This window comes from Spirosoma arcticum, from assembly GCF_054779955.1.
In genome coordinates this window covers 15,160-39,318 of the sequence record NZ_BAAGXG010000011.1, presented here as the reverse complement: position 1 = coordinate 39,318, position 24,159 = coordinate 15,160, and the positions used below count along the sequence as shown (strand labels likewise).

Annotated in this window: 24 protein-coding genes; 15 read left to right on the top strand and 9 right to left on the bottom strand. The window is 51.8% G+C overall.

Annotated elements, in window-relative coordinates; all coding sequences use genetic code 11:
• Nucleotides 1-3: 3 nt before the first annotated feature.
• The 7 genes from ACYVHB_RS22845 (at nt 4) to ACYVHB_RS22815 (ending at nt 4,606) form a co-directional block, all read left to right on the top strand.
• The gene (locus ACYVHB_RS22845) at nt 4-549 is read left to right on the top strand and encodes a DUF420 domain-containing protein (RefSeq protein WP_461054120.1); all 546 of its coding nucleotides are present in this window, start codon (nt 4-6) and stop codon (nt 547-549) included.
• Nucleotides 550-561: 12 nt separating this feature from the next.
• Entirely contained in the window at nt 562-843 is a 282-nt protein-coding gene (locus tag ACYVHB_RS22840) for a hypothetical protein (RefSeq protein ID WP_461054119.1), read from the top strand.
• 52 nt (nt 844-895) lie between these two features.
• Entirely contained in the window at nt 896-1,165 is a 270-nt protein-coding gene (locus ACYVHB_RS22835) for a DUF983 domain-containing protein (RefSeq protein ID WP_461054118.1), read from the top strand.
• 115 nt (nt 1,166-1,280) lie between these two features.
• Nucleotides 1,281-1,904: an RNA polymerase sigma factor gene (locus ACYVHB_RS22830; RefSeq protein WP_461054117.1), complete on the top strand. Its 624-nt coding sequence runs from the start codon at nt 1,281-1,283 to the stop codon at nt 1,902-1,904.
• A complete protein-coding gene (locus ACYVHB_RS22825) occupies nt 1,873-2,766 on the top strand; it encodes a hypothetical protein (RefSeq protein WP_461054116.1) in 894 nt (297 codons plus the stop codon). Before ACYVHB_RS22830 ends, ACYVHB_RS22825 begins: the two co-directional genes overlap by 32 nt.
• A 59-nt stretch (nt 2,767-2,825) precedes the next feature.
• Nucleotides 2,826-3,773: an outer membrane beta-barrel protein gene (locus ACYVHB_RS22820; RefSeq protein ID WP_461054115.1), complete on the top strand. Its 948-nt coding sequence runs from the start codon at nt 2,826-2,828 to the stop codon at nt 3,771-3,773.
• On the top strand, nt 3,773-4,606 hold the full coding sequence (locus tag ACYVHB_RS22815; protein ID WP_461054114.1) for a Rossmann-fold NAD(P)-binding domain-containing protein: 834 nt from the start codon (nt 3,773-3,775) through the stop codon (nt 4,604-4,606). The genes ACYVHB_RS22820 and ACYVHB_RS22815 overlap by 1 nt, the downstream gene beginning before the upstream one ends.
• On the opposite strand, the gene ACYVHB_RS22810 is transcribed toward ACYVHB_RS22815, so the two are convergent.
• The gene (locus ACYVHB_RS22810) at nt 4,607-5,752 is read right to left on the bottom strand and encodes a glycosyltransferase family protein (protein ID WP_461054113.1); all 1,146 of its coding nucleotides are present in this window, start codon (nt 5,750-5,752) and stop codon (nt 4,607-4,609) included.
• Between the two features lie 11 nt (nt 5,753-5,763).
• Nucleotides 5,764-6,606 carry a UDP-2,3-diacylglucosamine diphosphatase gene (locus ACYVHB_RS22805; RefSeq protein ID WP_461054112.1) on the bottom strand — a complete coding sequence of 281 codons (843 nt, stop codon included), beginning with the start codon at nt 6,604-6,606 and terminating at the stop codon, nt 5,764-5,766.
• Between the two features lie 112 nt (nt 6,607-6,718).
• Here ACYVHB_RS22805 and ACYVHB_RS22800 point away from each other — a divergent pair, with 112 nt between their 5' ends.
• Entirely contained in the window at nt 6,719-7,351 is a 633-nt protein-coding gene (locus tag ACYVHB_RS22800; protein ID WP_461054111.1) for an acetyltransferase, read from the top strand.
• 20 nt (nt 7,352-7,371) lie between these two features.
• Here the strand turns inward: ACYVHB_RS22800 and fcl are convergent, their stop codons facing one another.
• Nucleotides 7,372-8,313, bottom strand: a complete 942-nt coding sequence (fcl, locus tag ACYVHB_RS22795; RefSeq protein ID WP_461054110.1) for a GDP-L-fucose synthase — start codon at nt 8,311-8,313, stop codon at nt 7,372-7,374.
• Between the two features lie 150 nt (nt 8,314-8,463).
• On the opposite strand from fcl, the gene ACYVHB_RS22790 reads away from it, so the two are divergent.
• The gene (locus ACYVHB_RS22790; protein WP_461054109.1) at nt 8,464-9,471 is read left to right on the top strand and encodes a toxin-antitoxin system YwqK family antitoxin; all 1,008 of its coding nucleotides are present in this window, start codon (nt 8,464-8,466) and stop codon (nt 9,469-9,471) included.
• A gap of 109 nt (nt 9,472-9,580) precedes the next feature.
• On the opposite strand, the gene ACYVHB_RS22785 is transcribed toward ACYVHB_RS22790, so the two are convergent.
• The 3 genes from ACYVHB_RS22785 to ACYVHB_RS22775 all read right to left on the bottom strand — a co-directional run bounded on the left by ACYVHB_RS22785 (nt 9,581) and on the right by ACYVHB_RS22775 (nt 12,941).
• Nucleotides 9,581-10,393, bottom strand: a complete 813-nt coding sequence (locus ACYVHB_RS22785) for a tetratricopeptide repeat protein (protein WP_461054108.1) — start codon at nt 10,391-10,393, stop codon at nt 9,581-9,583.
• 73 nt (nt 10,394-10,466) lie between these two features.
• Nucleotides 10,467-11,894, bottom strand: a complete 1,428-nt coding sequence (locus ACYVHB_RS22780) for a DEAD/DEAH box helicase (protein ID WP_461054107.1) — start codon at nt 11,892-11,894, stop codon at nt 10,467-10,469.
• 150 nt (nt 11,895-12,044) lie between these two features.
• Complete coding sequence (locus tag ACYVHB_RS22775) at nt 12,045-12,941, bottom strand: fructosamine kinase family protein (RefSeq protein ID WP_461054106.1); 897 nt, start codon at nt 12,939-12,941, stop codon at nt 12,045-12,047.
• 11 nt (nt 12,942-12,952) lie between these two features.
• On the opposite strand from ACYVHB_RS22775, the gene ACYVHB_RS22770 reads away from it, so the two are divergent.
• On the top strand, nt 12,953-14,149 hold the full coding sequence (locus ACYVHB_RS22770; protein ID WP_461054105.1) for an anhydro-N-acetylmuramic acid kinase: 1,197 nt from the start codon (nt 12,953-12,955) through the stop codon (nt 14,147-14,149).
• A gap of 50 nt (nt 14,150-14,199) precedes the next feature.
• On the opposite strand, the gene mog is transcribed toward ACYVHB_RS22770, so the two are convergent.
• Nucleotides 14,200-14,724 (bottom strand): molybdopterin adenylyltransferase, encoded by a 525-nt coding sequence (gene mog, locus ACYVHB_RS22765; RefSeq protein ID WP_461054104.1) that lies wholly within the window; start codon nt 14,722-14,724, stop codon nt 14,200-14,202.
• Nucleotides 14,725-14,954: 230 nt separating this feature from the next.
• On the opposite strand from mog, the gene ACYVHB_RS22760 reads away from it, so the two are divergent.
• Nucleotides 14,955-15,503: a gluconate 2-dehydrogenase subunit 3 family protein gene (locus ACYVHB_RS22760; protein WP_461054103.1), complete on the top strand. Its 549-nt coding sequence runs from the start codon at nt 14,955-14,957 to the stop codon at nt 15,501-15,503.
• 90 nt (nt 15,504-15,593) lie between these two features.
• On the top strand, nt 15,594-17,321 hold the full coding sequence (locus tag ACYVHB_RS22755; protein ID WP_461054102.1) for a GMC oxidoreductase: 1,728 nt from the start codon (nt 15,594-15,596) through the stop codon (nt 17,319-17,321).
• Nucleotides 17,322-17,422: 101 nt separating this feature from the next.
• Here the strand turns inward: ACYVHB_RS22755 and ACYVHB_RS22750 are convergent, their stop codons facing one another.
• Nucleotides 17,423-19,228: an acyl-CoA dehydrogenase gene (locus tag ACYVHB_RS22750; RefSeq protein ID WP_461054101.1), complete on the bottom strand. Its 1,806-nt coding sequence runs from the start codon at nt 19,226-19,228 to the stop codon at nt 17,423-17,425.
• Between the two features lie 151 nt (nt 19,229-19,379).
• Between ACYVHB_RS22750 and ACYVHB_RS22745 the strand changes: the two genes are divergently transcribed.
• Both ACYVHB_RS22745 and ACYVHB_RS22740 read left to right on the top strand, forming a co-directional pair.
• Entirely contained in the window at nt 19,380-19,922 is a 543-nt protein-coding gene (locus tag ACYVHB_RS22745; RefSeq protein WP_461054100.1) for a DUF2911 domain-containing protein, read from the top strand.
• A 245-nt stretch (nt 19,923-20,167) separates the two neighbouring features.
• Nucleotides 20,168-21,040 (top strand): hypothetical protein, encoded by an 873-nt coding sequence (locus ACYVHB_RS22740; RefSeq protein WP_461054099.1) that lies wholly within the window; start codon nt 20,168-20,170, stop codon nt 21,038-21,040.
• Between the two features lie 80 nt (nt 21,041-21,120).
• Here ACYVHB_RS22740 and ACYVHB_RS22735 read toward each other — a convergent pair whose 3' ends face one another.
• Nucleotides 21,121-22,029 carry an SDR family oxidoreductase gene (locus ACYVHB_RS22735; protein WP_461054098.1) on the bottom strand — a complete coding sequence of 303 codons (909 nt, stop codon included), beginning with the start codon at nt 22,027-22,029 and terminating at the stop codon, nt 21,121-21,123.
• A 102-nt stretch (nt 22,030-22,131) separates the two neighbouring features.
• Between ACYVHB_RS22735 and ACYVHB_RS22730 the strand changes: the two genes are divergently transcribed.
• Entirely contained in the window at nt 22,132-24,114 is a 1,983-nt protein-coding gene (locus ACYVHB_RS22730; protein WP_461054097.1) for a sialate O-acetylesterase, read from the top strand.
• Nucleotides 24,115-24,159: the final 45 nt, after the last annotated feature.

Here is a 24,159-nt window from a genome sequence, read left to right as displayed (position 1 = left end):
ATTATGGAAACCCTACAAAAACCGGTTCAGGAGCAGAAGGTCAGCCGGATTATCAACGTTCTGTCGATAGCTATACCCGTCGCTGTTGCCGTGATGCTGGGTATCCGGCAGAAGGTCGATCTGGGTAGCTGGACCTCTTACTTACCGCACGTTAATGGCGTTATTAATTCAGTTACGTCCGTGTTATTGCTGATGGGTTTGTACTTCATCCGGCAGAAAAACGTGCTGGCTCACAAGCGAACTATGCTAATGGCTTTTGCGCTGGGTTCGGCTTTTTTGGTGTGCTACATTCTTTATCACGTTACGCATGAATCGACATCGTTCGGTGGTCAGGGCTGGATTCGTCCCGTTTATTACTTCCTGCTGGTGTCTCACATAGTGCTTTCTGTTGTAGTGGTTTGGTTTGTATTGCGGGCTGTGTATTTCGCGCTGAGCGGGCAAATTGCCCGGCACAAGCAAACAGTAAAATACACATTTCCGATTTGGCTCTACGTCAGCGTGACGGGCGTGATTGTGTATTTACTGATCAGACCGTATTACCTTCATTAAACAGACGAAGCAATGAAGAATCTAAGAATAGTGTTATTCATCATGGTGCTGCTGACTGTTGCACCGGATCTGATGGCTCAGTGCGCAATGTGCCGGGGAACGGTCGAGAGCACCGTCAGTGATGGACGAAGCGTAATTGCGTCGGAGTTAAACTTTGGCATCTTATACTTGTTAGTAATTCCATACCTGATCGTGGCTACGATTGGCTACTTGTGGTACCGCAACAGCAAACAGGAACATGGAAGACGTCTCGAAATTGCAGGGCGCGTTAAGCGGGCTATGTCCCAGATGTAGAAAGGGTAAAATTTTCAGTAAACCCTTCTACTCACCGAAGCACTTCGATGAAATGTATGAGTTCTGTCCGCATTGTGGACTGCGCTACGAAGTCGAGCCGGGCTATTTCATCGGGGCCATGTACGTTAGCTATGCGATCTCGGGTGGCGTGGCGCTGGTATTAGGGTTCATGCTGTTTTATTTGGGGGGCGACCCGGACGGCTGGGTCTATGCAGCCGTTGTCGCCCCGGTGATGGTCGTCATTGCCCCGGTCAACTTTCGAGTGTCACGCGTAATCTGGTTATATTATGTGGCAGGTATTAAATACGTGAAAGGGCTGTAATAAGCCCTTTTTTGGTGTGCAGTGAATCGGGATACCGAGTCATTGCACATTTTTTTTGATGGTCGTGCAACCTCCTCCTACTTACCTTGCATCTTCTCCTCGAACCTAAACACGAATGCTTCGACTTATACCGTTTTTCACGACCGAAACGCAGTTAATTGCTGCGCTGAAGCGGGGCGAGGGCCGCGCTCACAAAGTTGTGTATGAACGGTTTGCGGGAAAGATGCTGGCCGTTTGCACACGCTACTGCGCCAACCGCGCCGACGCTGAGGAAGTAATGCTTGATGGCTTTATGCGGGTGTTCGAGAAGATTGGGCAGTTTCGGGAAGACGGTAGTTTTGAAGGATGGGTTCGGCGGGTGATGGTTACCGAATCACTCATGTTTTTGCGGAAAAACAAACAGTGGCGTCAGGAGGTCCCAATGGACGATGTACTGGTTGAGCCGGATTATGAATGGGCTGACACTGCCATCCACGAAAATGACCTGCTACGCATGGTCAATCAATTACCGGACGGCTACCGAACTGTGTTCAATCTGTACGCCATTGAAGGATACGCTCATGCTGAGATTGCCGACATGCTGGGCATAACAGAGGGTACGTCGAAATCGCAGTTGAGCCGCGCCCGGACAATGCTGCAACTGAATTTAAAGAAACTGGAACAGGAATCGCAACAACAAGTACGCGAAACCAACCAAACTCATAGAAATGAAAAAACGCACCGAAAAACAGCCGGTTGACGATCTGTTTGCCCGCAGGCTAAAAAATATGTCGTTGCCGCCCAGCCCGAATGGCTTCGCACGGTTGCAGGCCCGAATGGGTCAGAGCGAACCGGAACGGCGAGTGGTATTCTGGCAAAACCCCACCGCCCACCGTTACATGGCCGTTGCGGCTTGCCTGCTGCTGACGTGTCTGTTTGGCTGGCTTTATCTGACGACTGAAACGCCACGGGGAAATGAAACGACGGTCGCGGTGAACAAATCGGTCACGACGATAGAGAAGAAACCGCGTTATGAGCCGGAGAAATCAGGAAATGAAGTAGCAACGGCCAACCCGAATTCGGACCGTGAAGTACCCAGCCTAACTGATTCTGGAGCGACAAATCCGTCTATAATTGAGCGCAGCAAACTCATCGTTAGCCGTTCAACGAACAACCGTAGAATTATTACTGCCGCCACGCGGGTAAATGAAACGGCACCTCAGGGCGTACCGGCCGTAATACCAACGTCAATGGGGGAGCTCGCAAAAGCGGAGGTAAATTCACCATCGGTTGAGCCGACGATTGAAAGACAGATGCCTGCTACTACAGACAAGCCCACGCCGGTTGCCGAACGGGTATTGATCGTGACAATCGCTGAACCAAAATCGCTGATCGCTGCCCGCCAACTTACTCGGCAGCCATCTCTGGAAGACGTAGCAGCGGCTACTGATAAATCGGAAAAGGACTCCAAAGTGGCCAGCCTTTGGCAGCAAGTGAAACGCGTAAAACAGGGTGAGATTTTTGCCCGTAAGGATGCTGGTGAAGATGAGGGCGGCTTATTGGGCCGGGCTTATACTGGCCTGAAACAAACGTTTGACAAAGACAAATCAATAAAACAATGAACACTATACGTCGACTGACCACTACAGTACTTGTAGGCCTAACGTCAATTGTATCGGTAATGGCATTCACTGACCCAGCCGATTCGTTAGTAATTCGGTTCGCCAATCGTACCCGGCTGGTCATTTACGCACCTGACAAAGCCGGTATTCAGGCACTGTCCAATTACGATTTAAATAAAATCGTGCGTGAAATGGGCATGCAACTCGACTCCCTGCCGGGTGGTCAGGCCGCTATTTCGCGGGACGGCGATCAGTACTTGAAAGATACGGTGCTGGTGGTGACGAAGAAGAAAGGGGGCGTCAGGATTACTATTGGCGGATCGGGCGACACGACGAAAACGGACTCGACGCGCAACCGACGGGACTACACCCGCTCTTCCGTCCGGAGAGGGGTCAACTCATGGAAGCGAAGCATTGATTTCCAGATTGGGTTAAACGCGTGGATAAAGCCTGCTGATGTGCCATCAGCAGGAGACACACCACCCGATTTGCGTCCGTTGGGATCGCGCTACTTCGCTGTTGCCTTCAGCCAGCGGCCAACATTGATCAACGGAAAGCGGACCAAATTGAGTTTGTATTATGCGGCCGAAGCATCGTGGAATAACTTTATGTTCGAGGAGGATATCTTGGTGCGAAAAGGCCCGGCTGCTGTTGATTTTGAGGCCGCGTCGGAGTCGTTGAAGAAAAGCAAACTTACTACATTCGCGTTGCAGCTTCCAGTTGTACCCCGATTAGCTTTTTACAGCGCATCCGGCCGGAAAGTGTTTCACATTGGTCTGGGTGGCTTTGTTGGCTACCGGTTAGATAGCTACACAAAAATCAAACGCGAGAACGATGACAAGTCTCGCGAGCACAGCAACTTTTACCTGAACGACTTCCGCTACGGATTGGTCGGTCACTTGGGTATCGTTAAAACTAACTTGTTCGTGAAATATGACCTGAATCCCGTTTTCCAGGCTGGCAAAAGACCGGATGTTCGGGCGTTAAGTTTTGGAATCACGTTGTAATGACCAACAATACTGTTTCCATCATTGGTTGTGGCTGGCTGGGATTGCCCTTGGCCGAACGGCTGGTTGCGGAAGAGTACACGGTTAGAGGAAGCACGACGTCGGCCGATAAACTGTCTTTGTTGCGCAATGTTGGCATCGACGCATATTTGCTCCACCTGAATCCTGAACCCATCGGCGACCTGATCGGCCTGTTACAAGCGGATACGCTTCTTATCGACGTGCCTCCGAAAGCGGGGAAAATGGGCGACGATTTTCACCCTCAACAGATTCAGCATCTGGTTGAAGCCGTGCGACATTCTCCGGTGAAGCACATCATATACGTCAGCTCAACGTCGGTCTACCCCGAATACCGTCGCGTAGTTATTGAAGAGGATGTCACATCGCCCGAACAGGCAGCCGCTCCTGCGCTGCTCCGGGCCGAAGCGTTCGTCCAGAAACTTAGACCCGACCGGGCGGTAACGATTCTGCGGTGCGGAGGACTGATGGGCTACGACCGGATTCCCGGTAAATACGTTGCCGGGCGCACGGTCGATAGTGGGGCCGTGCCGGTGAACTACCTCCACCGCGATGACGCCGTTGGCATCTTACTCAACCTCATCAAGTACGTCCGTTCGCACGTGTTTAACGCGGTTGCGCCCGAACACCCAACGCGGGAAGCTATCTACCGAAAAAGCTGTGTTGATTTTGGGTACGAACTACCCCAGTTTGTTGAACCAGCGGAGCCGGTAGCCTACAAAGTTGTTAGTCCTGACAAACTGATTCAGGCGACTAATTATCGCTTTCGATACCCTGACCCGCTGGCGTTTCCGTACGGCGTGATCAATCGATAACTACGAGCGCAGCAACTGTCGGACGCGGGTGCGAAAAAAGCCGCCCGTTGACTTGGGTCGGGACGCAACGGCCCGGTTGAGTGCGGCCAGAAAAAGAAAGTATCCTTGTCCGTGCCACGTCCGAAACCGTTCGCTCACCTGGGCGTCATGTTGAGGGATGTAGTCGAGCAACCGATTCAAATCAAACCGATCTGATGCCAGACCAACGCCCGCCCGCTGCCCATCGATGGCGTTGCAAGCTTGTTCGTAGTGGTTTGGCTGCGGAATCATCAGCGCAGGTTTACCTAAGTAAGCGGCTTCACATACCGATTCAAAACCCGCCGTGGTGATGATCGCTTTGCAACGGGCCATAAATTCCAGGAACCGTTTACCGTCAATGGCGTGGTAGGTCAGTGTTTCATCAATCACCTCGTTGGGAACGCTGACGCCCGCGTGAAAACCGTCAATCCGCACATCAGGGCGCTGCTCATGCGCTTTACGTATGTCGACGTTCAGGCCCGGCTGCGTAACGTAGGCCAGCAAAAAATCGCCGGAAAAGGGCTTCAGTTCAGTAATTTCCTGACGCAGCAGCGGGGGCACAATGCGCAGCCGCTGCGTTGGTTCATCGGGTTGCTTATCGAACGAGAGGGCCAATAATTCATGCGCACCCATACAGGTAATCCGGGTGTTTATCCTGAATGCCAGCCGGTAGAGCCACTGCCTTCGTGGTCGCTGAAAATTAGGGTGGAAAGCCATGTACTGATGTGCGATGCACACCATCGGTACGGTCGGCTTCATGAGCGCATACGTCAGACCACCGAGCATCTCAAAAAAATTAACCACAACGTCGGGCCGCTGTGCGTCAATACTGGCACTGACCTGTTTCAAACTGCGCCAGAACGGCCGGGCATACCGGATGGCATTTACCGTTGTTTTAACGGGTTGCAGCTCGTTGGTTCCTGCGTTATAAACCAGTCCGGGGCTGAATACGGGTGTGATCGGTGCAGCAAATTTCTCACTGAAAAACGCCGGAACACCTCGCTCATCTGTTACACCAACCAGAGCACCAATAACATCATGACCGGCCGTTTTTAGAATCTGCGCCAGTGACAGTGCCTGTGTCAAATGGCCCCGCCCTTCTCCCTGTACTAAAAATAAAACACGCATAATCGTTGAGATTAATCCGCCCGTAGGATGGATCCGTCGGTTTCGAGAATCTGCCGGGCCTGCTTAACCGCTTTTTTTGCTGCTTTCTCCTCCGCATCCTCGTCCGATGAATCGGCTGTGTAATAGAGCAAGCTCCAGTGACCGTCATGGTCTTCGACCAGCGCACTCAGCGATTCAACCCAGTCGCCGGAGTTCATGTAAATGATGCCATCCAGCTCGTGAATGGCGGGTTGGTGAATGTGGCCGCAAATTACACCATCGCAGTTACGGGCACGGGCCAGTTCGGTAAGTTTTTGCTCGTAGTCAGAAATATAACTAACTGCCTGCTTAATGCGCCCTTTGATCTGCTGCGAAAGTGAGTAATAGGGAAGTCCCCGCCAGGTTCGGTACTGGTTATAAAACTTGTTGACCCACAGCAAAAATGTATACCCCATATCGCCTAAATACGCCAGCCACTTCAGTTGCGACGTGATTGAATCGAACACGTCGCCGTGGGTTACGTAAAACTTCTTAGTGCCAGACGTTAGGGTGTAGTCTTTACGGATTGAGAAGTTTTTACCAACCTTCATGGGCATTACCTGATCCAAAAAATCGTCGTGGTTGCCGCGCAGATAAACAACTTTGGTATCGTAATGAACGATTTGCTTTAAAACCGTTTTAAAAAAGGCAGTGTGCTTTTTTTTCCAGGTGCCGTATTGCTTCAACTGCCAGCCGTCGATAATGTCGCCGTTGAGGATGAGCTTCTGACAGGAATAATTTTGTAGAAACTCAGTAGCCTCTTTTGCTTTCGACCCGGCCGTGCCCAGATGAATATCTGACAATACAATCGTTCTGAACTGTGTACTTGATTTCATGGACGAAAATACGTTTCATACATGAATTGGAATTTAATAAACGGTTACCAAATTAGAAACAATTGGGTCTTTAAGGAACAATTGTTCACATTGATTTAACAAGATACGATAGATGGAGAATCCGGTGTTGATTTTCGGGGCAGGAAGCCTTGGTCTAACTGCTTTGGACCTATTCCAACGAAATAATGTAGTGGTTTATGGGCTTCTGGACGACGACAAGAACTTACACGGTACTGAGTTTGGCGACGTGTCTGTGTTAGGCGAAACCGATGATGACGGCTTTCTGAAATTAGTTGGTCAGAAGTGCGAAGCGTTTGTTGCCATTGCCGACGGGCGAGTACGCAAAAGATTAGTAAAGATGCTCAACGAACGACGTAAAGTGCAGCCCGTCAACGCAATTCACGATACCGCCGTTGTGTCCACACTGGCAACGCTGGGGCACGGTAACCTACTTGCCGCCCGCGTTGTGGTGAATCCATACGCTGAAGTAGGGCAACACTGCATTGTTCAGGCGGGAGCGATAATTGAAAGCCAAGCCAAACTGGGTGATTATGTCCATGTTGGAACCGGATGCCTGATTAACAGCAGTGCCGTAATTGAAGAAGGCGCTTTTATTGGTACCGGCGCAACCATCGTTGCCGGAGTTACAATCGGCAAAAACGCCCGCGTTGGCGCTGGATCGGTAGTTGTCGAAAACGTTGATGCTGGCGCAACGGTGTTCGGCAACCCAGCGAAGAAACTGTAGAGACGCAAAGTATTGCGTCTCTACTCAACATACAGCACTTCGTTGGCCAGAAAGTCCTGATACGTTTGCTCCAGACCCTGTTTCAGTTCGGTGGTGTGTTTCCAGCCCATCGCGTGGAGCCGCGACACGTCCATCAGCTTGCGGGGAGTGCCGTCTGGTTTATCCGTGTTCCAGCGAATATCCCCATCGAACCCTACCGTTTCCTTAACCATCTCCGCTAACTGGCGAATGGTGACATCTTCGCCGGTGCCGACGTTCACGAAGAGGTCGTCGTTGTAGTGTTCCATCAGGAAAAAACAAGCATCGGCCAAATCGTCGGCGTGCAGAAACTCGCGCATCGGTGAGCCACTTCCCCACACTTCCACCGATGGCTGACCGTTCACTTTTGCCTCATGGAACTTCCGAATTAAAGCGGGCAGCACGTGTGATCCCTGCAAGTCGTAGTTATCATTAGGACCGTATAGGTTAGTTGGCATGGCGGAGATAAAATTACTCCCGTACTGACTCCGATAGGATTCGCAGAGTTTGATGCCCGTAATTTTAGCGATGGCGTACGGTTCGTTTGTCTCTTCGAGAAAGCCACTAAGCAGATACTCTTCTTTGAGCGGCTGCGGTGCCATTTTCGGGTAAATGCAGGACGAACCGAGGAACAGCAGCTTCCGAACGCCCGTTTTGTGAGCGCTGTGAATGATGTTCGATTCGATCATCAGATTATCGTACAGAAATTCGGCACGATAGATGTTATTCGCCAGGATACCACCAACCTTAGCTGCGGCTAAGAAAACAAACTCTGGCTGCTCATCAGCAAAAAAGTTGGCTACCGCACGTTGATCGCGCAAATCCAGTTCCGACGAGGTGCGGGTGATAATTTGGGTGTAGCCCTCGGCTTGTAGTTTGCGAACAATGGCCGACCCGACCATTCCCCGGTGTCCGGCAACGTAAATACGGGCCTGTTTTTCCACGACAGTTGTTAAATAATGACCCAGCGAATGTGACCGGCGGGCAGATTGACAAAATAATAGCGCTTCGTACAGCGTTGCAAACTTACTTAAAGTTGTAGACGGAACGTCGCAAAACTAACAAACTTCAGGCATCAATCGTTTGCCCGCATTATGTTTACTCTCAGCTTAAAAACGGCATTTCGGCTTATCTTACTTTGTGGTTTATCCACCGCTTACGCATGGGCACAAACCACTGAACCCGCTGCACTGACAACGGCTTCGGCACCTGTACTGGCTCCGTCGGGTGCGCCAGCTTCTCCGTTTTCATCAATGGCGTCATCACTCACCACGCTTGGTCTCCCCAGCGTGGCCTCACTCAAAGAACAGAAAGATGCCTACCTGTCGGGCATTATGCCCGATTTAGGTTTGAAAATGAAGCAGTTGAAGAAGCTGAAAGCCGACAAAAAGACAAAGTCAAAAGTGTCTAAAACTGAATATGAGGAATTGTCTATGATTAAAGCCTATACCAAAATAGGCAGTGGCGACCGGACCATTGTGGAGGAGTTTCATATCCTGAAGGACAACGATGCCGCTAAGCCGTTTCCTTATGTCCGTGAAATATTCCGATATTATCAGCGGAGTGGTCGGGTAACCAGTTCAATCGTGAAAGACGAAGACAAGGGGTTACTGCTACACGGTCCGTATAAACGGTATCAGAACGGTGAACTTGTTGAGGAAGGATTCTACTACGCAGGCATGAAAGACGGGCGTTGGGAGCGGTACGATGCCAACTTCATGCTCGTAGACAAAACGAACTGGTATCGGGGCGTTCCGGCCGAGTCGAAGCTGACCTATTACGATTCGACGCATCGGAAAATTAAAGAGATCATTCCCATTGAGTATGGTAAGGTGAAGGGAACCTACTCCGCCTTTCACGAGAGCGGTTTGCTGGCCGAAGAAGGCAAATATGACAACGGCGTGAAAGTCGGGCGCTGGACCGAGTTTTACCCAATCAGTCCGAGTGGACGCCGGATGCGCCGAAAACTAACCCAGTACGCCAGCGATCAGTGGGATATGGCATTTGAACCCTACACGATCAGCGAGTGGGATGAAAAAGGCAAGATCACCTACGAGCGGGCGAAGGAGAAGGTCGTGCAGGACGAAGAGACGGATAACTGAGTAAAATAGTCGAAAGTCGTAGTAGTCATAAGTCGAAAGTGGCTGACGCAATAGCAATACGCTCGCGTCAGCCACTTTCGAATTATGACTACTACGACTTTCGACTATTTTACTTAAACACCTCTTTCGGGTCGGGTGATTTGGCGAGTAATTCGTTCAGGAAGCTCAAGTCCAGAACAGATAAGTCCAGCGTACGAGCCTGATGAAAGTAGGACCAGGATTTCTCATAGTCGGCTTTCAGGAAATTAACTACGGCGAGCTTTTGGTAAGAAGCGGCTGAACCGGGGCTAAGCGATACCGTTTTAAGCAATAAATTCTCCGCTTCGGACAAATCGGTCGGGTCCTGCTTCTCCTGGTAGTTTTTGATCTGGAGCGTTGCCAGATCGGCCATTAGCACCACGTTTGTGTCGGCAACAACTAATCCCTTCTTCAACAGATTTATGGCTCCCGGCAGGTTGTTCTTCTGGTAGCTAACAACGCCCAGCCCCCAGTAGGCGTCGGCGTTGCGGTCGTTGAGCAGCCACGACAGGTTGAATCGATGGGTAGCCGTATCCAACTGGCCATCGGCAACGTAATCCCAGCCACGGGCTGCAAAGAATTCACTGGCTTCGGAACGGCTGGGAAAGTTGCGGTCGCAGTCATTGAGAAAATGAATCTCCTCGTCAATCTGAGCCGCCGTTTTAGGTCGTTCGCCAAAAAGTGGCAGTGTGTTGACTGACCCTCCAACGGGCGCATCAGATGCATCGGTAACGCGGGCCTCTTCAGCAGTTGGTGTACGCTGACCCGCAGCCGGGCGGGTGTTGCTGGACTGCCGCACTGAGTCGCCCGAACGCGCTGACGTAATTAATTGCTTAGGCTGCGCTACCGCCAGAAGCGGTAAAACAACCAAACTCAATTGCATCAGATTTATCCGAACGCTCATAGCAATTAATATCTGTTGGGTCTACGTTCCGGTAAAACGAAGCAGGAATCCAAGTTAGTACATAAACCGGGAATTACCGACGGCCCCCACGGGTTCCTGATCGTTTCGGAGCACCGCTTTTCGATCTCACCGACGAGCCTGACTTAGGCCGACTCACACCCGAACGGGGGCCTACAGCCGGGGAGGCTGGTTTTTTAGCTGTTGTCATTTTCGACCTCGCCTTCAAACGGTCTTTACCAACCACGGCGGTTCGCCCTTTCTTTTCGTGAAACGCGCCCAAAAACGTCGGATCATCTTTCCGGCGCTGGTCATCAATTTCACGGAGCATCGTCTGCTGCTCGTCAACGGGTGTCTCCGTTTGTTCCACGACCCTCGGAATTGGTTCACGCGGGATGGTCATGCGAATGATTCGCTCAATCTTTTGGATATGGTATGCCTCCGCCATGGTCATAAACGTAATGGCCTCGCCGGTGTGGTTGGCGCGGCCCGTGCGGCCAATGCGGTGGACGTAATCCTCATAAATTAGTGGTACGTCGAAGTTGATAACGTGACTAACTTCGTTGATATCAATGCCCCGTGCGGCTACGTCGGTCGATACCAGCACTTTGATATTGCCTTCACGGAAAGCCTCCATCGCATTGATCCGGGTGTTCTGGCCCTTGTTGGCATGGATAACCCGAATCTTCGTCGACTCGATCACCTTCCGGGCCAGAAATTTATAGATGTTGTCGGCGGTGCCCTTCGTGCGGGCGAACACGATAACCCGCTGGAACTCGTCCTTACTAACTAAGTAGTCGAGCAGGTTGATCTTGGTTCGGAAATTGGGTACTTCATAAAGAATTTGATTCACCATGTCGGCGGTTGACGCCTGTGGTGTTACCTCAATTTTAATGGGCGCTTCCAGAAATTCCCCCGACAGCCGCTCAACCCGCCCGCCGAAGGTTGCGGAGAACAACAGGTTTTGCCGTTTTGAGGGGATGACTTCGAGGATAGACCGGATCTGGGGCATAAATCCCATGTCCATCATCTTGTCGGCTTCGTCTATAATCAACGTGCGTATTTCTTTCATCACCACCTCGCCCGTCCGGTAGAGGTCCATCAGCCGACCGGGTGTAGCCACAAGAATATCGACGCCCTGGCGCAGCGTTTCGATCTGAGTTTTGGGACCGAGTCCGCCATAGAGCGCGAGGTGCCGCAGATCGGTATATTTAACTAACTGACTGATTGCTTCATTGATTTGCATAACCAGCTCGCGCGTTGGTGCCAGGATCAGGGCACGCGGGTTATGTCCCTGCGCATATTTGACTTTCATCAGCAGGGGAAGCAGATAAGCCGCCGTTTTGCCCGTGCCCGTCTGCGCGATACCCAGCACATCGTGGTTACTCAGGCTCAAAGGAATAGTTTTCTGCTGAATGGGCGTCGGTTCGGTGTATCCGGCATCGGCTATGGCATTGAGCAACTGCCGATTCAGATCGAACTGCTCGAAAGACGTAATTTCCATGAAAATAGTTGTAGAAGTCGTAGCAGTCGTAAGTCGTAGTAGTCATAAGTGCGGTTCCCCGCCGGGACTGACGCAGGTGTAGTGCTGGCCGGTCCCGGCGGGGAACCGCACTTATGACTACTACGACTTACGACTGCTACGACTATTGTTTTAGAACCGTTTTAACACCCGTTCCACGCCAGTAACGTAGCCGGAGCCAAACAGATTCACATGGACCAGTAGCGGGTATAAGTTATAGATAGCTATGCGCTCCGCAAAGCCGTCGTGTAGGGGAAAGGCTTCGTCGTAAGCGTCATAAAATCGCTGGTCGAAACCACCAAACAAATGCGTGTGAGCGAGGTCGGCTTCGCGGAAGCCATAATATACAGCCGGATCAATCAGGGCGGGTTGTCCTTGTTCAGTAACCAGTACATTGCCCGCCCATAAATCGCCGTGGAGCAATGCGGGGCGTTCATTTGGAATGAGGTCGGGTAAGCGGTCGCGGAGCCGAAACAGGGCATCGTAAGCTGTTTTTGAGAGCAGCCCTTTGTAAAAAGCCATGCCTGCCTGAGGCAGTAGCCGGTGTTCAAAGAAAAAATCGATTCCACTCGGCGTCGGCGTGTTTTTTTGCTGTAATGAACCGATGTAGTTTGGGAAACTCAGTCCAAACGTGGGTTGCGTATGAGAATGCAGCACCGCCAGCGACTGGCCGAGGGTTTCCCAGTAATGTTGATTGGGTTGACCGGGGTCAATGTAATCGAGAATCAAATATGATTTATCCAGGTGTTGGCCATAGCCGATAACAGGCGGCACATAAAGCGCGTCAGTTTGTCGGAGCAGGTCGAGGCCACGGGCTTCGGCCTCGAACATGTCGATGTTTTCCGTTGAATAGTGCCCGGCGTGGTTCCATTTCACAAAAAAAACACCCTCCGATGAAAACACCTGAGCCGCTGTGCTGATGTCGCCCCCGGCGAGAAACTGCGTTTCGATGACCTCAACGGTTTGACCCAGTGCCAGAAAGAGAATGCTCTCAAAAAAAGAAAATTGCTCGTCGCCCCAGAATTCCATACTTTTTTGCCATGAATCAGCAAATTCAACAGCTTTATAATATTGCCTGCAAATCCGAACGCCGGATTATTGGCCTGATGTCGGGCACCTCACTCGACGGTCTCGATGTGGCACTCTGCCGCCTGTCGGGTAGTGGACCTGCTACAAGCGTGGTGATCGAACGCTTCACTACTGTACCTTACGACGAAGGCCTGAAAGCCGAAATTCGGATGATCTTTGCCAAAAAGGAAATCGAATTCGAGCAGCTTTGTTTGCTGAATCCTTATATCGGGCGGCTTCATGGCCAAATGGTACGCGATAGCTTAGAACTGTGGGACATCCAAACCACCGATGTAGACATTGTGGCCAGTCATGGTCAGACCGTTTATCACGCTCCGCAACGTCAGCACGGAAAGGATAAGTTTCCCAACGCCACGCTCCAGATCGGCGACGGTGACCACGTAGCGGCCACAACCGGAATTATTACGCTCAGCGATTTTCGGCAGAAACACATTGCATTGGGGGGAGAAGGTGCTCCATTAGCGGTTTATGGAGACTATTTTATGTTCTCCAAGGCCGGTGAGAACCGTATTCTGCTAAACATGGGCGGTATCGCTAATTTCACGTACCTACCCGCCGACCAGGATGCTGGAGCTGTTTTCACAACGGATACCGGACCGGGTAATACGTTGCTCGATGCCTACGCCCGGCGGTTGCTGAACAGGCCGTACGATGAAAACGGACAGCTTGCTGCCGGTGGTCAGGTAAACGTCGATCTACTCAACGCGCTCAAGAATAACTCCTTCTTCAGCGCATCTTTCCCCAAAACCACCGGCCCGGAAGTGTTCAACGCAGCTTACGTGGAGGGGGCACAGGTGGTAAGTGAAACGACGGATGTTGGAGCCGCCGACCTCATGGCTACGCTCGTTCAGTTCAGCGCCGACACCATTGCCGGGGCCATTGGTCGTGTAATGCGGTCAGATCAGCCATATAGCATCTACATGAGTGGCGGAGGAATGCACAACCCCGTACTGACAGGCGCTATTCAGAAACAGTTACCCAACTGTACGTTTGGCCGCACCGATGCACTTGGCATTGACGGCGACGCCAAAGAAGCGGTTCTATTTACTGTGTTGGCGAATGAATGCCTGATGGGTGGAACCACTTCGTTTGGAAACCGGCAGGGCGTACCAACGGTGTCGATGGGTAAAATTAGTTTTCCGAGGTAAGGTTTTTGTCATTCCTCCTGCCGCACCGGCGGACCGGTTAGAATGACAAATCACACCTTCGGCCGAAACACCTTCATTACGGCCTCGTTTGTGGTTAGAAACGGGCCGCCAATGAGGTCGATGCAGTAAGGTATAGCAGGGAACACAACCGATAGACACTGTCCAATAGCCGTAGGCTTGCCGGGTAAATTTAACAATAGTGTTTGGTTACGAATGCCCGCCGTTTGCCGTGAGAGGATGGCCGTTGGCACGTATTTAAGACTTTCCTGCCGCATGAGTTCGCCGAAGCCGGGCAGCATTTTCTGACAAACGGCTTCGGTTGCTTCGGGCGTTACGTCGCGCAGGGCGGGTCCGGTGCCACCCGTTGTCACCACTAAACAGCAGCCCTCCCCATCGGCTAATTCAACCATCGTTGCTTCGAGTTGGTCTTGTTCGTCGGGAATGACGCGGTAGACCGGTTGCCAATCGCACGTGAGCCAGTCGGTTAACAACTTGACAACGGCTTTGCCGGGAATGTCTTCGTAAACGCCCGCGCTGGCCCGGTCCGAGACGTTGATAATGCCGATTCTAATCATAAAATAGGGTACGTGTAAATCAACTGAGCACCGTTAGTTTTTGTTCTTTAGGCATACGTTCACCACTCTGCCCGGCTTTGCTTTGTTGACTGGTTCTGGTGGTGCTGTGTTCAGGCAGAATCAACTGGAGAAAGAAGCTCAAATGGCCTTAGCGATTATATATCAATGTACAACGCTTTCGTTTGTATCTTTGAAAAGGTAAACAAAACTCTATAATAACCTCTCTGTTTGTGGAACGACGCAGTGCGCTTATTACCTTAGCCGGGGCCGTTGGCGGTCTCATTAGTCTACCCACTTGGGCCAGTGGCTGGACATCCGAAACCGTTGGGCCGCCCCGCTATCTATCCCCCAGTAATCAGAACGATTTACTGGCCGACATTGTCGAGACGATTATTCCTGCGACCGACACCCCAGGAGCGAAGGCCCTGAACGTTCATCAGTTCGTTCAGAAAATGGTGACGGACTGTTTCGACAAATCCGCTCAGGAACTATTCACGAAAGGACTTGGTCTGATGGATGAACTGTCCAAAAAATCGTTTGGTAAGCCCTTCGGTGAGGGCGACGTTACGCAACGCACGGCCTTGCTAACCCAAATGAGCCAGTCTGCCAATTCAGCCCAGAAAGACTTTTACTCGATGGTGAAAAATTTGACGATTCGGGGCTATATGAATTCTGAATACGTCATGACCAATCTCATTCATTTTGAGTTCATTCCCGGCCGGTATCACGGCTGCGTACCTGTTGTGGCGAAAGCCGTTACCCCAGCTCCAATCAAATAGTCTGTGCGGTTTGTGCGGTCTCCTGAACTACTTTGCTACCGGCTGGTGGCGCGGTATAGGAGAGCCGCACAAATGCTAAACTCGTTTACTATGGCATACCTGAATATAGACGCTCAAGCCCAAAACACATACGACGCCATCGTAATTGGCTCCGGCATCAGCGGAGGGTGGGCCGCGAAAGAATTAACCGGTAAAGGTCTCCGAACGCTCGTGTTAGAGCGGGGACGCGACGTCCGGCACGTAACCGACTACCCAACCACCAACAAGCAGCCGTGGGAGTTTGAGCATCGGGGACAGCTAACCAGCACCGTTCGCGACGCTAACCCAATCATTAGCAAATGCTACGCTTTCTACGAAGGGACGGAACAGTTTTTTGTGAAAGACGCCGAGCACCCCTACATCCAGGAGAAGCCATTTGACTGGATTCGCGGCTACCAGGTGGGCGGCAAGTCTCTGATGTGGGCGCGGCAAACGCAGCGCTGGAGCGACTTCGATTTTGACGGCCCCGCCCGCGATGGGTTTGCTGTCGACTGGCCCATTCGCTACGCTGACCTTGCACCGTGGTACAGCTACGTGGAGCGGTTTGTTGGTATTACTGGTAATAAAGATGGTCTGGCAACCCTGCCCGACGGCGAATTTTTGCCCCCGCACGAGTGGAACTGCGTGGAGAGTCATTTTCAAAAACAAGTGGCCAGCCGCTATAAAGACCGGCACGTGATTATGGGCCGGGCGGCTCACCTTACACAGCCCAAGCAAATTCATTACGATCAGGGCCGGGCGCAGTGCCAGCACCGAACCATTTGCGAACGGGGTTGTCCATTTGGCGCTTATTTTAGCAGCAACTCATCGACGATACCATGGGCAGCAAAAACAGGCAAAATGACGCTGCGGCCCAACTCGGTTGTGCACTCGATTATCTACGACGAAGCGAAGGCCGGGCCGACGCTCGGTAAGGCTACGGGTGTTCGGGTAATCGACACGAACACCAAGCAAATGACGGAGTTCTACGCCCGCATCATTTTTCTGAACGCGGCTGCCCTCAATTCGAACCTTGTCCTGCTCAATTCTACGTCTAACCGCTTCCCCAACGGATTAGGCAATGATAGTGGTGTGCTTGGCAAGTATGCAGCGTTCCACAATTACCGGGCTGGTGTCTCGGGCGAGTACGACGGCAACCTCGACTCCACAACTGACGGCCGACGGCCCAACAGCCCGTATATTCCGCGCTTCCGCAATGTGTTCAAACAGGAAACAAACTTCTTACGGGGTTACGCGGCCGGTTTTTCGGCGGGTCGTATCACTAAGACCCAACGCGACGGCATTGGTGCCGACCTGAAGCAAAACCTTCTCAGTCCCACCCTCGGCGGTTGGTACGTAAGTTCGCACATGATGGGCGAAACAATTCCCAAAGAAACAAATTACGTCGCCCTCGATCCGACGCTGAAAGACCCCTTTGGTATTCCACAACTGAAGATTTCCATCGCCTATGACGATAACGATGAGAAAATGGTGAAAGATTATCAGGAGCAACTATCGGAAATGTTTACGGCGGCCGGGTTCACTAACATCCGCCTTCGCGATGACAAGCGAAATCCTGGCTTAGATATTCACGAGATGGGTGGCGTCAGAATGGGGAAAGACCCGAAAACGTCGATGCTTAACAAGTGGAATCAGCTTCACGCCTGCAAGAACGTGTTTGTCACCGACGGTGCCAGCATGACCTCAACCTCCACCCAAAACCCGTCATTGACATACATGGCTATGAGTGCCCGCTCGGTTGATTTCGCCGTGAAGGAGATGAAGAAAGGGAATTTATAGAAACAAAGAAATTTTAACAAAAACGGCCACTCATGCGAGTGGCCGTTTTTGTTAACCGTAGAGACGCAAAGTGTTGCCGGTCCGCCGGTGCGGTCTCTGTTTTACAACGCCAGTTCCTTAGCCGACACGATTGTCAGCACTTCAGTGTCCTTCAGTCGCACGGCTAAGCCCAGCGTTTTGGGTACTTCGTAGTGAAAGAAAAATTTCATCGTGTGAATTTTGCCTTCGTAGAACGTCAGGTCGTCGCCCTGCGGATTCTGCGTGACGATAATCTGCTTGGCAACAACAGACTGCTTCAGCCACTGCCACGCGACGACAACAATCCCAAACATCTCCAGAAACAGCGTTGCGTCCGACAAATACCGCTCGGTATCGCCTTTCATGGCGTGGGGCAGCAAGCTTGTCATCACATCCTGCGCTCGCGTGAGTTCGCTGGCAAGTTGATCGGCATAAGGCTTCAGATCATCGAATGTGCTTGCTTCAGCAATGGTTTTGCCCATCTCGGCAAACAGCAACTGAGGAGCCTTACCGCCCTTCATGGTCATTTTGCGACCCAGCAAATCCTGCGCCTGAATCCCGGTCGTGCCTTCGTAGATAGGGGTGATGCGAATGTCGCGGTACAACTGTTCGACCGGAAAATCTTCCGTGAACCCATAACCGCCAAACGTCTGTACGCTCTGACTAACCGACTGCACACCCATCTCGGACGGGTATGATTTGGCTACCGGCATCAGGAGGTCGAGCATCAGAAACGCGTTCTCTTTTTCTTCGCCTTCGGCCACGCGACTAATGTCGTAGAGCCGGGCTGCTTCAATAAGCAGCGACAGCGAACCCTCCGTTACCGCTTTTTGAAACAGCAGCATCCGCCGAACGTCGGGGTGGTTAATGATAGGTGTCTGGGGTGCATCGAGCAGGTTCTTTTCATTCAGCCGACGGCTTTGGGGCCGTTCTCTGGCGTATTGCAGAGCCGCGTAATAAGCTGCCGTAGCGATGCCAGCCGCCGTCATACCTACCCCAATGCGGGCCTCATTCATCATTTGGAACATGTAGGGCAGTCCCTGGTGCGGCTCCCCAACGATGTAACCAACGGTATTGTCATTAGACCCCATCGTGAGGTGCATGGCTGGTACGCCCTTCTGCCCCATCTTGTGGTACACACCCGTCGAGGTGACGTCGTTATCAACAAAATTGCCCGATTCATCTTCCCGATATTTAGGCACCACGAACAGGGATATACCCTTCGTTCCTTTCGGCGCTCCGTCGATTCGGGCCAGCATCAGGTGGACGATATTGTCGACGGCGTCGTGGTCACCGGCCGAGATAAACACTTTCTGACCCTTAATTTTATAGGAGCCATCAGCTTGGGGAGTAGCTGATGTCGTTACATCCGAGAGCGATGAACCAGCCTGCGGCTCGGTTAGGGCCATTGTTCCCTGCCACTGACCCGACAGCATATTTGGTACGTAAAATTCGGTTAGTTCGGGTGATCCGAACGAGGTGATGAGGTGAGCCGATCCCGACGAAAGACCCGTGTACATCATGCCGTTGTTGGCTGCCATCAGAATGAAGCCGACACTTGCACTGAGCATCTCGGGCAGTTGCTGCCCGCCGTGCTCGAACGAAAAACCCGCGCCAATCAAGCCTGCATCGCCCATCGCTTTCATGTACTCCTTTATCTTCGGGTGAACTGTCACCTGCCCGTTCTTAAGTTCAGGCTGATTTTTGTCCACCTCTTTCAGGTAGGGATGCATAAGCGTGTCGGCGATGTAGGTGGCTGAATCGAGCACAAGATTGAAGGTTTCGCGGTCGTGCGCACTAAAATAATCGTACTGGTTAAGTTCTTCTGCTTTGAATACCTCATGTAGCAGAAATTGCAGGTTGCGTTTGCTGAAATACGTCGTTGCCATACGGAACAGTCTGGTTTAAAATTGGTATGCTTGCATACTATTTTTGAGTAAAAATACCACTTTCCAGCTTTTTCTTTATATCAATCTCCAAAAACTATCGTTTACTTTACGTCGTAAATAACACGGTCTTTTAACAAACCAACTTTCACGCATGAAAAACCTGATTTTAGCAATTGCTCTCCTGTTCACGACGGTGTCGTTGACCCAGGCACAGGACAAAAAGCCGCCGATGAGTCCGCGCATCACGGCTGAAAGCCCCGACAAAAATATTAAAGTCATTTACGGTCAGCCATCGAAGCGTAACCGCGTCATTTTTGGCGAAGCTGGCTTGGAAAAGTACGGAAAAGTATGGCGGACTGGTGCCAACGAAGCTACCGAAGTTACGTTCAAAAGCGACGTTATGTTTGGTGGTAAGATGGTTAAAGCCGGTACGTACACACTGTACAGTATTCCTGGCGAAAAGGAATGGAGCGTTTTGCTGAACAGCACACTTGGCCAATGGGGTGCTTACGATTATGAAAAAATCAAAGGCACCGACGTGGCCATGGTGAAAGTGCCCGTTTCTATGAGCAAAACGCCAATTGAGAAGTTGACTATTACGCCTGCTAACAATAGCATTGCCATTGCCTGGGACAACATGACAGTGTCTGTGCCGGTCATGAAGCATGGTAGCGGTAGCGGCTCCGGTAACTAATCTACCCAACGGTAAATAAGAAAAGCCTGACCGACTCGTCAGGCTTTTCTTATTTATAAACAGCTGATGATGAGTGATTTATAGCTGAAGTTTAATTGGTTAAGGTGGCACAGTTGCTGAGATTCAAATCGTGTTTTATTGAACCTCTCATCCAGCTGAACCATCAATGAATAAAAAATCCTGTAAGTCGCTAACAAACAAAGCTTTATCACGTTATTTGCACAAACCGCTTATGCTAACGCCTTATGAAGAAACACTACTTGATTTGTGTACTGCTCGCAATCGCCCTGTTGCCCGGTTATGGTCAGGGCGTGGCCGATTACTACCGCACGTCAACACCGGACCGCAGTGCTCAGTATAACCGGTTGCTAACGCGCTATGGTGGTCCGCACATCCGCGACCGCTGGTATGCGTCTCTCGACGGCTTCGTCCGCACCGACCGTGCTCAAATGGACAACTCCCTCAACGGACAGATTGAGAGCGACCGTGTCACGAAGGTAGGCGTTGGAGCCGTTATTGGCTGGGCCTACCGTGAGCGTTGGGCAATAGAAGGCGGCTACGCCCGGATGCCAATTCATACGCAGGTACTGATTCGTAATGGTGTTTCACCGTTAGTTTACCGTTACACCAACGGCCGGAGCGCGTTTGTGTTGCGCGGGAAACGGCTTGCGCTATCCACCAGCGGGCCATGGCTGCGGTCGGGCTTCTGGCTGAGTGGTGGGTTGTGGCTTGTACCAAATGGCGGGCAACCCGAAGGTAATTTTGCGCTACAGGGCTATCGCTACCGAGGTCGGGGCGAATCGCCGGACACATTAAATTTGTTTAGCCAAACCCGCGTTGGTACACGGATGACCACAATGGCCGAACTTGGCGCTGAATACAACGTTCGGTTGAGCGACAATGTCGATTTAGGATTTTCGGTGCGTAAATTTTGGGGGTTGGCAAGCTCCATAGTCACTAATGTCGACTATACCGTTAATCAGACGCTCATGCAACAGGCTCAACTCAAAGGCACTGGCACGGGAATGAGCTACGGCGTAACGTTGCGGTACACATTCGCCATTCGGCGTAATCTCCCCAATGCGCTGGATGTGCGCGGCAACGGACACATTCGTTAATTTAGTGTTTGGGTGTAGATGTGTTCAAGGGAGTAAGTGTGTGCATCGGTAGTCAAACACCTAAGCACTAAAATACTTGACTACCGCATCCAAACCACCCGGTAGTCGGTTGCAAACTGCTGAAATGTAGTGGGCGGTCGGCCGAGTAAGCGCTCCGTTTCTTTCGTTAGCCGGGCGGCTTTCCCCCATTTTGAAACGGTGTAGAGGGCAACCATAATCAGGGTAAAACTCAGTGGTGTGTGCTCTTTGCGCCACTTTTGCCAAATAAATCGTACAATTGACGGGTCTTGGTACGTAATCTTCCGACCCAGCACCGTTGTCAGAATCTGCGCTGTTTCGCCGTATGTCAGAGCTTCGGAACCGGTGAGCTCATACCCTTTGTGGAGATGCTCACTGGTTGGACTTGTCAGCGCCAGGGCTGCAACCGCCCCAATGTCGCGCACATCCACGAAGCTCGTCCGCCCGTTTCCCGCCGGTATAAATAGCTCATCGCGTAACCGAATCTCATCGCGGTGAGTCGTACTGAGGTTTTGCATGAAAAAACTCGGCCTGAGAAACGTGAACGGTAGGCCCGATTCGACAATCAGTTTCTCAATTTTGTGATGGGGCGTCACTGAGTTATTCTCAACGCCCTGCAACGACAGAAACACTACCTGTCGAACGCCCGCGCGTTTCATCGCATTAACGAACGGCTTGAAGTACATATCCACATCAGCTAACTGAGGTGGACGCACCAGTAACACTCGACTAATGCCCGTCAGAGCTGCGTCGAACGTGCCGAGGTTAGTGAAATCGAGGGTTACGAATTCGTCCGGCTGCACATCCAGTTCTTGTCCTGACCGGGCCGCATCGCGAACACCAGCAATCACCTCGAACTGGTTTTTGTCAGAACGCTTCATCAATTCGCGCATCGTTTCAAGCCCGACGTTGCCGCTGGCACCGGTAATCAGAATGCGTTCGGGAGATGGATTGGTCGTATCTGGCGTCATGTCTGTGCAGAATTTAAGAAAACCGGATAGTGATAAAAATGATTGTCTGTCTTTTAAAGAAGAGAGACATTGACGCGTTGTCCTCTTAAATACAGAATATAGATGAAAGGTTTTAAATGGGAAGTGTTCATTGTGAGTATGTTCGTCGTGCAGATTACGCTGGCCGATGTTCAGTTGCCGAAGGTGTTCGGGTCGCACATGGTGTTCCAGCGCCGGAAGCCTGTGCCAGTCTGGGGTCGGGCCGACGCGGGTGAAAAAGTAACGGTGACGTTTGCGAATCAAACCAAGTCGACAAGGGCAGGGAAAGACGGCAACTGGCGCGTCAGCCTCGATCCGATGGAAGCGGGCGGGCCGTATCAACTGGTAGTGAAGGCAAAGAGAAACGCTGTTTCCTTCGATGACGTGCTGATGGGCGAGGTCTGGATTTGCTCCGGTCAGTCGAATATGGAATGGCCATTAAAGGCGGCCGCCAACGGCAAAGCCGAAATTAAGGAAGCTAATTATCCACAGATTCGGCAGTTAGCCGTTAGCAAAGCGATGAGCCTGACACCGGTCGGCGACATTGAAGGCGAGTGGACCGTATGTAGCCCCGCCACGGCTCCTGACTACACCGCCGTTGGTTACTTTTTTGCCAAGCAGTTACAGCAGGAGTTGAACGTACCTATTGGTCTGATCAACACGTCGTGGGGCGGAACGCACTCCGAAACCTGGACCAGTCGGGAAGCGCTGAACCGGGACGAGGAACTACGGGCGGTGGCTGCAAAACTGCCCGGCACCTACAAGCAGGTAATTCAGAGTGGTAAGGAACGCGTTGAAAAGTTACTGCAAAAGCAGCAGGACGGACTGCCCACCGCTGCCGAAGCCCGAATGTGGTCCGGCCCTGATCTGAACACGAGCAAGTGGAAAACTATGAACGTGCCCACCGACTGGGAGTGGGGTGGCCTGCCTACATTGGATGGTGTTGTCTGGTTTCGGCGCGAAGTGGTTTTGCCGGAGACTGGGACGCTGACGACTATGACGCTACACATCGGCTCGGTTGACGATGAAGATTCGACCTACGTGAATGGTCAGTTAGTTGGCAGCACGAAAGGACTGCGTGCCCGCGCCTACGCACTGCCCAGCGGATTGCTGAAACCCGGCCGCAATGTCGTTGCCGTGCGCGTTACCGACCGGGGTAGTCAGGGTGGTTTGTTGGGTCAGCCGGGACAACTTCGGTTATCAGGCGATAATATTGATCTGCCGCTGGCGGGTAGCTGGCAGTATCGGGTGGCCAGTGTAAACGAATCGTCGTACAACCCCGGCCCGAACACCTATGCGACGCAGTTATTCAACGCCATGCTCAATCCGCTGGTGCCCTACGCAATCGCCGGAGCTATCTGGTATCAGGGCGAATCGAACGCGGGTCGGGCGTATCAATACCGCCGGACGTTTCCGCTCATGATTCAGGACTGGCGACAACATTGGGGAGCTGATTTTCCGTTCCTGTTCGTGCAATTGGCGAGCTTTGGTGCGAACAACGGCAACAGTCGGCGGGGTAGTTCGTGGGCAGAGCTGCGCGAAGCCCAAACCATGGCGCTTCAACTGCCTAACACGGGCATGGCCGTTACGGCTGATATTGGCGAGGCTTCTGATATTCACCCAAAAAATAAGCACGATGTTGGCAAGCGCTTAGCCGCCGAAGCCATGCGGGTGGCCTACCAGAAATCGAGCGCAGAGACTGGAGAGTCTTCTCGGGGCGAGTCATCGCGCGGACCAATGCTGGAGAAAATGACACCTGATAAAAACCGGACGGTGCTGACCTTTCGAAATGCCGACGGTGGGTTGATGGTGAAAGACAAATACGGCTACCTCAAAGGCTTTGAAGTGGCCGGGGCCGATCAAAAGTTTTACTACGCCAAAGCTGAAATCCAGGGTAGTTCGGTCGTTGTTCAGTGCGATTCGGTTTCGGCACCGGTGGCCGTTCGCTACGGCTGGGCCGATGATAACGGCGAGATAAATCTGTATAACAAGCAGGGTTTCCCCGCTATGCCCTTTCGTACCGACACATGGAGAGGCATCACCGAAGCGGTTAAGTTTGAGGAATAATTGGGTTTGTCTCAAACAGCATCCTGCTGTTTGAGACAAACCCAA

Bases quoted from the DNA above. Each gene is read 5' to 3' on its own strand.
- ACYVHB_RS22845 (WP_461054120.1), top strand. From the start codon at position 4: ATGGAAACCCTACAAAAACCGGTTCAGGAGCAGAAGGTCAGCCGGATT.
- ACYVHB_RS22840 (WP_461054119.1), top strand. From the start codon at position 562: ATGAAGAATCTAAGAATAGTGTTATTCATCATGGTGCTGCTGACTGTT.
- ACYVHB_RS22835 (WP_461054118.1), top strand. From the start codon at position 896: ATGTATGAGTTCTGTCCGCATTGTGGACTGCGCTACGAAGTCGAGCCG.
- ACYVHB_RS22830 (WP_461054117.1), top strand. From the start codon at position 1,281: ATGCTTCGACTTATACCGTTTTTCACGACCGAAACGCAGTTAATTGCT.
- ACYVHB_RS22825 (WP_461054116.1), top strand. From the start codon at position 1,873: ATGAAAAAACGCACCGAAAAACAGCCGGTTGACGATCTGTTTGCCCGC.
- ACYVHB_RS22820 (WP_461054115.1), top strand. From the start codon at position 2,826: ATGGCATTCACTGACCCAGCCGATTCGTTAGTAATTCGGTTCGCCAAT.
- ACYVHB_RS22815 (WP_461054114.1), top strand. From the start codon at position 3,773: ATGACCAACAATACTGTTTCCATCATTGGTTGTGGCTGGCTGGGATTG.
- ACYVHB_RS22810 (WP_461054113.1), bottom strand. From the start codon at position 5,752: ATGCGTGTTTTATTTTTAGTACAGGGAGAAGGGCGGGGCCATTTGACA.
- ACYVHB_RS22805 (WP_461054112.1), bottom strand. From the start codon at position 6,606: ATGAAATCAAGTACACAGTTCAGAACGATTGTATTGTCAGATATTCAT.
- ACYVHB_RS22800 (WP_461054111.1), top strand. From the start codon at position 6,719: ATGGAGAATCCGGTGTTGATTTTCGGGGCAGGAAGCCTTGGTCTAACT.
- ACYVHB_RS22790 (WP_461054109.1), top strand. From the start codon at position 8,464: ATGTTTACTCTCAGCTTAAAAACGGCATTTCGGCTTATCTTACTTTGT.
- ACYVHB_RS22785 (WP_461054108.1), bottom strand. From the start codon at position 10,393: ATGAGCGTTCGGATAAATCTGATGCAATTGAGTTTGGTTGTTTTACCG.
- ACYVHB_RS22780 (WP_461054107.1), bottom strand. From the start codon at position 11,894: ATGGAAATTACGTCTTTCGAGCAGTTCGATCTGAATCGGCAGTTGCTC.
- ACYVHB_RS22775 (WP_461054106.1), bottom strand. From the start codon at position 12,941: ATGGAATTCTGGGGCGACGAGCAATTTTCTTTTTTTGAGAGCATTCTC.
- ACYVHB_RS22770 (WP_461054105.1), top strand. From the start codon at position 12,953: ATGAATCAGCAAATTCAACAGCTTTATAATATTGCCTGCAAATCCGAA.
- mog (WP_461054104.1), bottom strand. From the start codon at position 14,724: ATGATTAGAATCGGCATTATCAACGTCTCGGACCGGGCCAGCGCGGGC.
- ACYVHB_RS22755 (WP_461054102.1), top strand. From the start codon at position 15,594: ATGGCATACCTGAATATAGACGCTCAAGCCCAAAACACATACGACGCC.
- ACYVHB_RS22750 (WP_461054101.1), bottom strand. From the start codon at position 19,228: ATGGCAACGACGTATTTCAGCAAACGCAACCTGCAATTTCTGCTACAT.
- ACYVHB_RS22745 (WP_461054100.1), top strand. From the start codon at position 19,380: ATGAAAAACCTGATTTTAGCAATTGCTCTCCTGTTCACGACGGTGTCG.
- ACYVHB_RS22740 (WP_461054099.1), top strand. From the start codon at position 20,168: ATGAAGAAACACTACTTGATTTGTGTACTGCTCGCAATCGCCCTGTTG.
- ACYVHB_RS22735 (WP_461054098.1), bottom strand. From the start codon at position 22,029: ATGACGCCAGATACGACCAATCCATCTCCCGAACGCATTCTGATTACC.
- ACYVHB_RS22730 (WP_461054097.1), top strand. From the start codon at position 22,132: ATGAAAGGTTTTAAATGGGAAGTGTTCATTGTGAGTATGTTCGTCGTG.